The sequence below is a fragment of the Alkalicoccus luteus genome (assembly GCF_052061695.1).
In the GTDB taxonomy this organism is placed as follows: Bacteria; Bacillota; Bacilli; order Bacillales; family Salisediminibacteriaceae; genus Alkalicoccus; species Alkalicoccus luteus.
This window is the reverse complement of record NZ_JBPZEY010000006.1, coordinates 133,230-145,616: the sequence shown is the minus strand read 5'-3', so window position 1 is coordinate 145,616 and position 12,387 is coordinate 133,230. Positions and strand designations below refer to the sequence as shown.

10 protein-coding genes, 1 other RNA gene and 1 other annotated feature are annotated in these 12,387 nt (G+C 50.4%); of the genes, 1 reads left to right on the top strand and 10 read right to left on the bottom strand.

Going from position 1 to position 12,387, the window contains the following annotated elements; all coding sequences use genetic code 11:
- Positions 1–52 precede the first annotated feature (52 nt).
- The 6 genes from recD2 to ACSZLD_RS09895 form a co-directional block, all read right to left on the bottom strand.
- Positions 53–2,329 (bottom strand): SF1B family DNA helicase RecD2, encoded by a 2,277-nt coding sequence (recD2, locus tag ACSZLD_RS09920; RefSeq protein WP_377910810.1) that lies wholly within the window; start codon positions 2,327–2,329, stop codon positions 53–55.
- 12 nt (positions 2,330–2,341) lie between these two features.
- Entirely contained in the window at positions 2,342–3,004 is a 663-nt protein-coding gene (locus ACSZLD_RS09915) for a tetratricopeptide repeat protein (protein WP_444685082.1), read from the bottom strand.
- Positions 3,005–3,129: 125 nt separating this feature from the next.
- Positions 3,130–4,233 (bottom strand): tRNA 2-thiouridine(34) synthase MnmA, encoded by a 1,104-nt coding sequence (mnmA, locus tag ACSZLD_RS09910; protein ID WP_444685081.1) that lies wholly within the window; start codon positions 4,231–4,233, stop codon positions 3,130–3,132.
- A 48-nt stretch (positions 4,234–4,281) separates the two neighbouring features.
- Positions 4,282–5,427 carry a cysteine desulfurase family protein gene (locus ACSZLD_RS09905; RefSeq protein ID WP_377910813.1) on the bottom strand — a complete coding sequence of 382 codons (1,146 nt, stop codon included), beginning with the start codon at positions 5,425–5,427 and terminating at the stop codon, positions 4,282–4,284.
- A gap of 31 nt (positions 5,428–5,458) precedes the next feature.
- Positions 5,459–5,878 (bottom strand): cysteine metabolism transcriptional regulator CymR, encoded by a 420-nt coding sequence (gene cymR / locus ACSZLD_RS09900; protein WP_377910814.1) that lies wholly within the window; start codon positions 5,876–5,878, stop codon positions 5,459–5,461.
- Positions 5,862–6,509, bottom strand: coding sequence for a YczE/YyaS/YitT family protein (locus ACSZLD_RS09895; RefSeq protein WP_377910815.1), 648 nt, complete (start codon positions 6,507–6,509; stop codon positions 5,862–5,864). The genes cymR and ACSZLD_RS09895 overlap by 17 nt, the downstream gene beginning before the upstream one ends.
- Positions 6,510–6,651: 142 nt before the next feature.
- Between ACSZLD_RS09895 and ACSZLD_RS09890 the strand changes: the two genes are divergently transcribed.
- The gene (locus ACSZLD_RS09890) at positions 6,652–7,974 is read left to right on the top strand and encodes an AAA family ATPase (RefSeq protein WP_444685080.1); all 1,323 of its coding nucleotides are present in this window, start codon (positions 6,652–6,654) and stop codon (positions 7,972–7,974) included.
- A 67-nt stretch (positions 7,975–8,041) separates the two neighbouring features.
- On the opposite strand, the gene ssrS is transcribed toward ACSZLD_RS09890, so the two are convergent.
- From ssrS to dtd, 4 genes are all read right to left on the bottom strand, one after another.
- Positions 8,042–8,221, bottom strand: a non-coding RNA gene (gene ssrS, locus ACSZLD_RS09885) — 6S RNA.
- 298 nt (positions 8,222–8,519) lie between these two features.
- Entirely contained in the window at positions 8,520–10,307 is a 1,788-nt protein-coding gene (gene aspS / locus ACSZLD_RS09880) for an aspartate--tRNA ligase (RefSeq protein ID WP_444685079.1), read from the bottom strand.
- Between the two features lie 5 nt (positions 10,308–10,312).
- Entirely contained in the window at positions 10,313–11,590 is a 1,278-nt protein-coding gene (hisS, locus tag ACSZLD_RS09875) for a histidine--tRNA ligase (RefSeq protein WP_444685078.1), read from the bottom strand.
- Positions 11,591–11,662: 72 nt separating this feature from the next.
- Positions 11,663–11,885, bottom strand: a binding site (T-box leader).
- Positions 11,886–11,923: 38 nt separating this feature from the next.
- Entirely contained in the window at positions 11,924–12,379 is a 456-nt protein-coding gene (gene dtd, locus ACSZLD_RS09870) for a D-aminoacyl-tRNA deacylase (RefSeq protein ID WP_377910819.1), read from the bottom strand.
- Positions 12,380–12,387 lie beyond the last annotated feature (8 nt).

The window sequence follows — 12,387 nt, the reverse complement described above, 5'->3', positions numbered from 1 at the left end:
CTCCTTCATCGTCTTAGTTTATATCCGATACATATTATAGAGATACTTTCTATCAGCTGTCAAACGAATTTTCTTTTTTGGCTTCAGCGAGCCGCTCTTGAAGCGATGTAAAGCGAAGCAGCTCCTGCTCGGCCTGCACCGCTCTGTTCAGCGCCTCCCATTCCCCGCACAGCAGCAAAAATTCTCTCGCTCTCGTAATACCTGTGTATATCAGCTTTCTGCGAAGCATTCTGCTGTAGCTGCGGACCACCGGCATCACGACGATCGGAAATTCACTGCCCTGTGATTTATGAATCGAACAGCAGTAGGCATGGGTAATCTGCGAGAGCTCTGATCTGCCGTATGTGACCTCGGTTCCATCAAATGAAATAACAAGCTGCATCTTTTTATCCGTCGTTTCTTTTTCTGTCAAAATGGCTACGATTTCGCCGCGGTCACCATTGAACACATTTTCTTCCGGATTGTTGACCAGCTGGAGCACGACATCCCCCTTCCGGTAGACGATGTCGCCATACTGTACTTCACGGACTTTGCCGGTCTTCGGATTAAACAGCTCCTGCAGCATCGTATTGAGCTTTGTAATGCCAGCGGGGCCTTTATACATCGGAGCCAGAACCTGAACATCCTTTGCAGTGTACCCCTTTGCTTTTGCTCCGCTGCAAATTTTTTTCACTGCATCCTCCACCGATTCCGTCCGGCAGGGGAAAAAGCGCAGGTCCCTGCTCGACGTATCGATCTCATCAGGCAGCACCCCTGCTTTTACCTCATGTGAAAACGTAATAATATGCGAGTCTTCAGACTGTCTGTAAATATCTGTAAGCCTCACGACCGGGATCAGCTCAGAGGCAAGCAGATCTGTCATCACCTGGCCCGGCCCTACAGAAGGAAGCTGGTCTTCATCTCCTACGATCAGCACCTGCATGCCTGAAGGAACAGCCTTAAACAGCTGGTTGGCAAGCCACGTGTCGACCATCGACATCTCGTCTAAAATTAACAGCCTGCCTTCAAGCTGATTCTCCTCATCCTTGTCAAAACCTTCCTCTTCGCTGCCTTTATATCCGAGCAGGCGATGAATCGTTGAAGCCTGCAGCCCGGTTGATTCGGTCATCCGCTTGGCAGCTCTCCCGGTCGGGGCGGCAAGCAAAAACGGGAATGCTTCTTTCTTTCCGCGATAATCATCCCGATTCAGCGAAAGCCCGTGCAGCTCAGCAAACACTTCAAGAACACCTTTAATGACAGTGGTTTTGCCTGTACCAGGACCCCCGGTTAGCATCATCAGCGATGCAGAGACAGCCGTTTCAACTGCCAGTTTTTGTGACGGGGCGTAGGTAATGCTGTAAGTATCCTCCACTTTTCCTAGCGCCTTATCAAGCTCAGCATCCGGAAATTCCTCCGGCTTCTCCTGACGCATCAACCTGTTCAGGTTCGTGGCTATTCCCTGTTCGGCATAATATAACGAGGGAATATACAAGCGGCCGTCGGCTTCCTCGAGTACGACCTTTTCTTCTTCATGCAATTCTACGGTGACATCCCCCAGACTTTCAGGAGATACAGTCTCGTTGCCTCGCGTTAGCAGCTCCAGCGCACCGTCCAGCGCCTGTTCGAGTTGAACGAATACGTGGCCTTCGTTCAGGCTCTGTTCGTACAGAATGAACAGCACGGCTGCTTTAAGACGGTCCGGATGGTCGCCGGTTACACCCTGCTTTTGTCCGAGCTGATCTGCCTTAATAAAGCCGACACCTTCTACATCCCCCACCATCTGATACGGATTTTCTTCGATAATGCGCAGGGCATCCGTCTGATAGGTTTGATAAATCTTGACAGACAGCTTCAGTCCAAATCCATATTCATACAGGCGCATCAGCACTTCTTCTATTCCCTGATCCTCCTGAAGCTGCTTGTAGATCAAATCGGCTTTTTCACTGTCGAGTTTAGGTATTTCAGTCAGTCTCGACGGCTTCTCCAGAATGATGGATATCGCCTTCGTCCCGAACGCTTCGACAATAGCAGAAGCTGTCTTCTTGCCGATCCCCGGAAACCGGTCGCTGGAAAAGTACAGCATCAGTCCATTGTGCGTATCCGGCATTTCTTTCTTATATGTATCAAAAGCAAACTGCTTCCCGAAACGGGGATGCTCTTTCATGAAACCGGAAAACGTATAGACCGTTTCCCGGTCCGGTTTTGCCATCAGTCCGACGACGACCGTTTCTTTCTCTGACAGTTCTTCGGAGGACTGGATGATTTTTAGTTTTGCGACCGTATACAGAGAATCCTCCTGGTGATAAATCACGTGAGAGATTTCTCCTTTCACAAACTCCTTTTCCTCCATCATCGGACCTCCCTATTCGTTGCCGAGTATTTTCAGCATCTGCTTCCGGCCGTTCTCTGCCAGCGCGTGCTCCGGCTGAATTTCCAGCGCCTTCTCAAACTGTTCCAGCGCTTTTTCTGCATCACCACGATAGGCCCATGTGACGCCCAGATTAAACAACGCATCGGCGTGCTCCGGTTCCAGTTCAAGCACAGCTTCGAATTCCGGAACAGCCAGCTCTACTTGTTCTGTCTGAGCCAAAGCCAGACCATATTGAAAGCGGGCCTCTGCATCTGCCGGACTCAGTTCACACGCTCTTGAGAGCGGAGCAAGCGCTCTTCGTGCTTCTCCTGCCTGAAATTGACTCATTCCGAGCATGTAATAAACGTCTGACTGCTCCAATCCCGCTTGAACAGCCTGCTGATAAACAAGAATCGCATCCTGAAACTTATCCTGGTTGTAATATAAGTTTCCAAGTCCGTAATAAGCCGTGCCTGCTTGGTTGTTCAGTTCAATCGCCTTTTCATAGAAAATCGCTGCCCGCTCTTCTTCATTCACCGCTGCGAGCAAATTACCAAAGTTAATAAACGCCGTGTCATCTTCCGGATTTTCTTCAATCGCTTCATTCAGAAGCTTTGCTGCCTCTTCAATATTTCCATCCTGCATCTCCTGAACAGCTTGTGCGTTTTTGTCCATACCAATACCTGCCTTTCTGTCCTCACTCATTCCAAATGTGCCGCAATCAGATGCTGCTGTTTTCAACTGCACCTGTTAAAGGGAGAAAGGTTCATGACTCATGCCATGAACCTGGTCCTGCGCCGTCAGGAAGACAGTGCAGCTGCTTTATACACCTGATCGATCGTACCCCCGCCAAGGCAGACGTCCCCGTTGTAGAAAACGACATACTGGCCTGGTGTCACTGCTCGTTCCGGCTCCTCAAATGTCACATCCGCTGATCCATCTGCGTTCACGGTGACGGTGACCGGCTTGTCCTCCTGCCGGTAGCGGAATTTAGCCGTACAGCTGAATTCCGCTGCCGGTGCAGCTCCGGAAATCCAGTTCACGTGTGCTGCTTGTAAACCTTCGGAATAAAGCAGAGGGTGATGATAGCCCTGACCGACAATCAGCACATTGCGGTCTAAATCTTTATCGACGACAAACCATGGTTCACCTGCACCGCCGATCCCGAGTCCCTGTCGCTGTCCGAGCGTATAATACATGAGTCCTTCATGAGTCCCTTTTTCTTCTCCATCCGGCGTTTCCATCTTTCCGCTTTTAGCCGGCAGAAACTGCATCAAAAACTCTTTGAAGTTGCGCTCTCCAATGAAACAGATGCCGGTGCTGTCTTTTTTAGCTGCAGTCGCAAGCCCTGCGCTGCTCGCGATCTCGCGGACTTCCGGCTTTGGAAGATGTCCGAGCGGGAACATCACTCTGCTCAGCTGCTCCTGGCTCAGCGCGTTGAGGAAATAGGTTTGATCTTTATTCGTGTCTACTCCTTTAAGAAGCTTCACTTCCCCGTTTTCCACTGTCTTACGCGCATAGTGGCCGGTCGCAACGTAGTCTGCTCCGAGAGCCATTGCATGATCCAGAAACGCTTTAAATTTAATTTCTTTATTGCACATCACGTCCGGATTTGGCGTTCGGCCTGCTTTATACTCGTCCAGGAAATACGTAAAAACGTTATCCCAGTATTCCTTCTCAAAGTTCACGGTATAATACGGTATTCCGAGCTGATCGGCTACCGCTGCCACGTCCTCGTAATCTTCCGTAGCGGAACAAAATCCGCTGTCATCACTGTCGTCCCAATTTTTCATGAAAATGCCAACGACATCATAGCCCTCTTCTTTCAGAAGGTGGGCCGTAACCGAGGAGTCAACGCCGCCCGACATTCCGACAACTACTCTGATCCCTGTGTTGTCTGCCAAAACAGACACCTCCTTTTTTGAATCCGCTGGCTTCATGCCAGCTCTTTATTAATGGAGCACCTTCATTCGCTGGAGAACCCGTAAAAGGGCCGCTGCTGTTTGCTCCATGTGTGCCTCTGTCGTTCCGAGTCCGAAACTGAACCGGACAGCCGAGCGCCCTCGTTCTGAGTCTCCGTGCATCGCTGTCAACACGTGCGATGCTTCAATGGATCCCGCTGTACAGGCAGACCCGCTGGAAACTGCAATGCCTTCCAAATCCAGATTCATCAGCAGCTGCTCCACGTTAGCGCCGGGAAAGCTTATATTCAGTACATTTGACAGACGTTCATGACGGTGCCCGTTTACGACAAACTCCACGCCTCCCTGCTCGAGATGCGTTAGCAGCAGATGCCGGAACCGTTCTTGTTCAAGCTGTTTCTGCTCCATATTTTCAAGCGCGAGGCGAAGCGCTTCCGCCATTCCCGCTGCTAGCGCCGTGCTCTCTGTCCCTGCCCTGCGCTTTCGTTCCTGTGATCCGCCGTAAAGCAGCGGATCGAGCTGAATACCTTTGCGCACATAAAGAAAGCCGGTGCCGTTTGGGCCGTTGAATTTATGCGCAGAGGCAGCCAGCATATCAATCCCAAGCTCGGTAACGTTCAGCCTCCGCTTTCCAAGAGCCTGAACTGCATCTGTGTGAAAGACAGTCTGATGCTCCTTTAGAAGCGCCGCCGCTTCCTGCACCGGCTGCAGCACCCCTGTTTCGTTATTCGCTGTCATGAGGCTTACGAGTATGGTTTCGTCGGTTAGTGCCTGCTTCAGCTCCTCGAGGCTGATACGGCCTTCGCTGTCGACATCAAGATACGTTACGCGGAAGCCCTCTTTTTCGAGAGCGCCGCAGGCGTGCAAGACACCGTGATGCTCAGTTACAGCAGTAATGAGGTGCCGGCCGAGATGCTGATGCCGTCTTGCATACCCCATAATCGCCAGATTGTCAGCTTCTGTGCCGCCGGCCGTGAGCACGATTTCATCTGCAGAAGCTCCAACAGCTTCCGCAAGCACCTTTCTCGACTGCTGCAGCGCTGCTTTAGATTCGCGGCCGAAATGGTGTGTGCTCGACGGGTTTCCGTAAACGCTGGTGAAATACGGCATCATCGCCTCAGCTGCTTTCGGGTGGACCGGTGTCGTAGCAGCATGATCCAGGTAGATCCGTTCCATTCTATTTCTTCCTTTCTATCCGTTACTTACACTAAATATAAAACATGTAATTATCCTGGCTTCCTTCATCTTTAAAATTCGCCAGGTCATCAAGCGTCGTTGAATCAAGCACGTCTTTTACAGCATCTCTGATTTTAATCCATAAATCCCGCTTTGCCGGCTCTTCATCATCGATGATTTCAACAGGAGTTATCGGTCCTTCCAAAACGCGGATAATATCTCCTGCCGTAATCGTTTCCGGATCTTTCGCGAGCATGTAGCCGCCGTAAGCACCGCGTACACTTTTTACGAGCATGGCATTTCGAAGCGGTGCAATCAGCTGCTCCAGATAATGCTCGGAAAGTGAATGCTCTTTGGCAATCGACTTGAGTGAAATTGGCCCTTCACCATGTTTTTTAGCGAGTGCAATCATTATAGTAAGTCCATAACGTCCTTTAGTTGATATTTTCAACAGTCATCCCTCTTTCCCTCAGTCTGTTCATCCATTTTGCGCAATAATTTAATGAGAAGCCGGTGATGTGGCCGATCGTCAGACTGAACAAGATTGTCCCGACAAACACTGGACCACCGAGCATCCAGCCGGCAATAAGAACGATTACTTCCATATAAATACGGACTCGTGCAACCGACGCCCCGGTTTTTTCAGAGAGCGCGAGCATCACGCTGTCCCTGGGCCCGGCTCCGCACTGCGGAGAAATATAGAGTCCGATTCCAAACCCCATAATCACAATTCCAGCTGCGAGCATAATCAGCTGAGCCCCGAACATAGCAGGTGTTCCGAGCAAAAACAAAAAGATATCGACAAATATCCCGACAAGCAGCATATTTGCGTAAGCTCCGGCTTTTGGCAGCTCTTTCAACATCACAGAAGCTGCAGCGAGCAGCAAGAAGCCCATGATGATGGTCCACGTTCCGACGGTCAGCCCGAACTGATTCATCAAACCGATATGAAGCACATCCCAAGGAGCGCTTCCCAGCTCTGCTCGAATCATCAGCGCGATTCCGAAGCTCATCACAATAAGGCCTGCCGTAAAAACACTCCATCGGAAAAAGGAGCTGTCAGCCAGCGGACGATTTCTCAATTGTATCTCCTTCTTCCCCTGATTCTGCAGTCTATTATAGCATGAATCAAAAAACCTTTATATGACGCCATTTGCATTTTATCTGTGTTTCGATAGAATTGCAATGAGACTGCACCTTTGTGTGCGGAAAAGAGGGATGAACATGGATCTTTTTAATCAGCAGGCCGGCCGATCGCCGAAAGGACCGCTTGCTTCCAGAATGAGGCCCGCCACACTCGACGAAATACGCGGCCAGGAGCATATCATTGGAGAAGGCAGGCTTCTTCGCCGGGCGGTGGAAGCAGACAGGCTGTCGGCTATGATTTTCCACGGCCCTCCCGGCACTGGTAAAACGACGATGGCGCGTGTCATTGCGAATACAACATCGGCTGCATTTATACAACTGAATGCCGTTACTGCCGGTGTGAAAGATATCAAAGAAGTTACCGCTGCCGCAAAAGACCGTCTAACCTTTGATGAACGGCAGACGGTACTGTTTATCGATGAGATCCACCGTTTTAATAAAAGTCAGCAGGATGCTCTCCTTCCTCATGTAGAAGACGGAACGGTCATCCTTATTGGTGCCACTACGGAAAACCCGATGTTCGAAGTCAATGATGCTCTCCTGTCGCGATCCAGACTTTTCCGTTTGGAAAGGCTGTCAGACCAAGCAGTTAAGCAAGTACTCGAAGAAGCTCTGGCAGATAAGGAACGGGGCTTTGGTTCCTATGAGATCGACGTAAAGGATGAGGCAATGGACCACCTGATTCAGACAGCGCAGGGAGATGCAAGGACTGCGTTAAACGCACTGGAACTTGCCGTATTAACGACAAACCCGGATGACACCGGCACCATTGTAATTAATTTAGAAGCTGCAGAAGAATCAATTCAAAAACGAACGGTTCAGTACGATAAAAAAGGCGATAACCACTATGACACGGTTTCCGCCTTTATCAAAAGCATTCGCGGATCGGACCCCGATGCCACCCTTTACTGGCTTGCTAAAATGATTTATGCAGGTGAAGATCCCCGATTCATCGCAAGACGACTTTACGTGCACGCGGCAGAGGATATCGGTTTGGCCGATCCCAACGCGTTGTTAATCGCAGAAGCAGCCTTTCAGGCGGTAGAGTTTATCGGAATGCCTGAAGCTCGGATTCCATTGGCAGAAGCGGCGCTTTATCTGGCCACTGCCCCTAAAAGCAATGCTGTTATTACAGGCATTGACGAGGCGCTGAAAGCTGTTGAGAAAGAGAAAACTGGCGATGTTCCGCTGCATTTACGAGATGCTCATTACAAAGGAGCCGCCCGGCTCGGACATGGAGAAGGCTATTTGTATCCGCACCACTATGAGCATCACTACGTCGTGCAGCAATACCTGCCCGACCACATGCTCAACCGCCGATTTTATACTCCTTCCATTAACGGCTATGAAAAGACCGTTCAAAAGCGGCTCGACTATTTTGATGCTCGGAAAAAGAGCTGAGCACAAGAAAAAGCTGATTTACTAAAGGCACACAAACCTTAGTAAATCAGCTTTTTTGTTAAAACATAAGAGCCCCATTATGCCGCAGCTGTAACTCGCTTTGAACCTGCCCTGGCAGGTGGGTGCCCTGTCCACAGGGCCGGACGTCCCGACGTTGCGGGCTTGCCCATTCCGGCGGAACCCTCAGGCTCCCAATGTAAAAATGTTGGCTCAAAACCGTCTTTTTACGCGTACATCTCAGGACTCTTATAGTTGCTAACGTTGAGTACGGTTTTATCATAGCGCACGTAAATGGAAAATGCAAGCTATAAGACGAAAAATTCTGTCAATTTATTTCACAAAATGCTGACGGTCCTGACAGATTCCGGCAGCATCGATAACATGCATACGGTTGTTCGGACCGGTTACATCCGAATGGCTATGCTTGATTCATCGGATACAACTTTACGAACAGGAACACTTGTCAGCGGATTAGAAAAGCCGGCAGTCGTTCGGCTGCCGGCTCGTCGCTTTCCGTTCTTCCTTGTATCAGGCCTATAGTTGGCTTACGATGATTCGCTTGACTTTTTTTCTTTAACAGAAAGATGCAGCTCATCCAGTTTGGCTTGATCCACTGATGATGGAGCATTGGTCAACAGGCAGCCTGCACTCGCTGTTTTCGGAAATGCAATTGTATCCCGGAGATTGTTCCGGTCTGCAAGAATCATGACCAGCCTGTCAAGTCCAAGTGCAATACCGCCGTGCGGAGGCGTTCCATACTCAAACGCGTCCAGCAGGAACCCAAATTGCTCATACGCTTCTTCCTTTGAGAATCCGAGCGCCGCGAACATGTCTTCCTGAAGTCCACGCTCATAAATACGCTGCGAGCCTCCTCCGAGTTCGTATCCGTTCAAGACCAGGTCATACGCTTCTGCCCGCACTTTCTCGGGCGATTCGGTCAGCAGATGCTCATCTTCTTTTACTGGCCGTGTAAACGGATGATGCTCCGCTGCGTAGCGGTCCTCCTCTTCATCGTAGGAGAGCAGCGGGAATTCCGTTACCCATAGGAAATCAAACGTGCCTGGTTCCACAAGCTCTAAGTCTTTAGCGAATTTCACACGCAGCGCGCCGAGTACATCCCACACGACCTGCAGTTTATCAGCTGCAAACAGCAGAATGTCCTGTGGTTCAGCTTGAAATGACTCTTTTAACGCCTGTGCTTTGTCTGCATCGAAGAACTTTGCGATCGGACCTTTCAGTTCCCCGGCTTCATCCACCTTCAGCCAGGCGAGCCCTTTAGCTCCGTAAATGGCTGCAAACGAACTTAGTTCGTCGAGCTCTTTCCGGGAGTAGTTAGGCGCTTCCGCTTTTACACAGATCCCTTTGACCGCTCCGCCGGAGGCAACTGCTCCTGAAAACACCTTAAAGCTTGTATCCTGGACGATGGTTGAGACATCCTGGAGCTCCATACCAAAACGGGTATCGGGTTTATCCGAGCCGAACCGGTTCATCGCTTCCTGATAGGTCAGCCGCTTAAACGGGGCTTCGACCTCTGCACCGCGCAGTTCTTTTACGAGCTTTTGCATCATGTTCTCTGTCATTGCAAGCAGCTCTTCCTTTGGCATGAAGGACGCTTCAATATCCACCTGCGTGAATTCCGGCTGGCGGTCTGCACGAAGATCTTCATCACGGAAGCAGCGTGCTATTTGGAAATACCGCTCAAATCCGGAGACCATAAGCAGCTGTTTAAACAGCTGTGGAGACTGTGGCAGCGCATAAAATTCACCATGGTGTACACGGGACGGAACCAGATAATCACGGGCTCCTTCCGGTGTGCTTTTCGTAAGCATCGGTGTCTCCATTTCCATAAAGCTTTGTTCGTCGAGAAAGTCACGAATCAGCTTTGTCGTTCTGCTTCTCAGCTTCATCGTTTCTTGCATGGCAGGACGCCGAAGATCCAAATAGCGGTATTTCAACCTCACATCCTCATTCAGTTCGGCCGTATCCTCTACGACGAAAGGAAGCCCTTTCGCTGCGTTTAATACGCGAATAGCTGTAATCATGACCTCAATCCGGCCCGTCGCTATTTTCGGGTTCACATTTGCTTCGTCCCGTTCCATGACGGTTCCTTCGACTTCGATCACATACTCGCTTCTGACATCTTCTGCCGTCTTGAGTGCCTCCGGATTCTCTTCTCCATTAAACACAATTTGAACTTGTCCGCTGCGGTCGCGTAGATCAATGAAGATCACTTGCCCGAGATCACGGCGTTTTTTCACCCATCCTTGCAGCACGACGCTGCTTCCTGTTAATGCTTCAGACAATTCTCCGCATACGTGTGTTCGTTGTCCCATTACGCTTATTCCCCTTTCAGCCATGCTGACGTTTTTGCTGGTGCCTCTTCGAGACGGACCAGCTGCTGATCTCCGGTTTCCATATCTTTCAATGTGACCTGATTGTCTTTTAGTTCCTCATCGCCGATTAGAAGCACTACCTTCGCTCCCTGCCGGTTCGCCGCCTTCATTTGAGCCTTCATTTTTTTACCTGTATAGTCGGTATCTGCCGCCACGCCAGCCGCCCGTAATCCGTGCAAGAGTTTAGGCACAACGGCTTTAGCCTCGTCGCCGATAGCCGTGATATACGCGTCAAGCGGCGCCTCATCCGTTAGTTGGATACCCTGAACTTCCAGAGCCATAAGAAGTCGCTCAAAGCTCATGGCAAATCCAATTCCCGGCGTTTCCGGTCCGCCAATGTCTTCGACTAAGCCATTGTACCGCCCGCCGCCTGCGAGCGTTGTGATCGCGCCAAATCCTTCTCCGTCCAGCATAATTTCAAACGCTGTGTTGTTGTAGTAATCCAACCCTCTCACGAGTGATGAATCCACCGTGTAATCGAGGCCCATATCGTCCAGGTATCGTTTCACGTCATCAAAATATGCGATTGATTCATCATTCAAGTAATCGAGTATGGAAGGAGCTGTCGAAATCAGCTCGTGATCCCGGTCTTTCTTGCAGTCGAGAATCCGCAGCGGGTTTTTGTGAAGCCGCGTTTGACAATCCTCACAAAACTCCTCAATACGGGTAGCAAAATGTGCAGTCAATGCTTCCCGGTGAGCATTTCTGCTTGCTGTATCCCCGAGACTGTTCACCACAAGGCGAACCTGCTTTAAGCCAAGCTCTTTGTAAATATCCATCGCGAGCGCCATCACTTCTGCATCGACAGCAGGATCGGCGCTGCCAAGCGCCTCGACTCCAAATTGCACAAACTGCCTCATACGTCCGGATTGCGGCCGCTCATAACGGAACATTGGACCGGTGTAGTAAAGCTTTACAGGCTGTTCTACCCAACCGTGCATTTTTTCAGCCACATAGGACCGTACGACCGGAGCAGTTCCCTCTGGCCGAAGCGTTAAACTTCTGCCGCCGCGGTCTTTAAATTCGTACATTTCTTTTTGGACGATATCCGTCGTATCCCCGACCCCTCTTGCAAACAGCTCCGTCTGCTCAAAAATAGGCGTCCGGATTTCCTTGTAATTATACCGGCGGCAGATATCACGGGCTTTCGCCTCGATGATCTGCCATTTCTCCGCTTCACCAGGAAGTATATCCTGCGTGCCCCGTGGTATTTGAAATGCCATGCTGAATCCTCCATTCATCTGCGTTTATCTATTATTCTGCGGGCATACAAAAAGACCCCCGTCTCTGACATAGTCAGGGACGGGAGCCTGAACAGCCCGTGGTACCACCCTAGTTGAAGCATACTGCTTCCACTCAAACCGGTTAACGCCCGGAAACGTTTCTGCCTACTGGTCATTCAGCAGAACACCTACGAAGTGTTCGTTCACGGGCACCGGCAGCTGTACTTGCAGCCCAGGGTACAACTTCTCTGAAGCACGGTGTGCTCCCGCTACTTTTCTTCATCACTGGTGTTTTCATCATGTTTTTTATCATACGAATTACACGGAGTAATGTCAAGTTCCTTTCTCCATGCTGTCGACGATGAGTGTAACCGGTCCATCGTTAGTAAACTGCACGTCCATCATTGCACCGAATACTCCGGTTTCAACGTGGAGGCCATGAACCGAGCGGAGCCGTTCATTGAACGCATGAAAAAGCTGCTCTGCTTCTGCCGGCGGCGCAGCCTGCATGAAGTTCGGCCTTCGTCCTTTTCGGACGTCTCCATAGAGCGTAAACTGTGAAACGGAAAGGATGCTGCCGCCGGTATCACCGACAGACAGATTCATTTTGCCGGCGCTGTCTTCAAAAATACGCAGCCCGGCAATCTTATCAGCCGTATAGACTACATCCTTTTCTTCGTCTGAGTGTGTTACACCGACGAGCAGCATGAGCCCGTGGTCAATTTGGCCATTGAGCTCTCCATCTGCTGTCACAGACGCATCTTTTGCGCGCTGAACGATCACTTTCATGTGCGAAA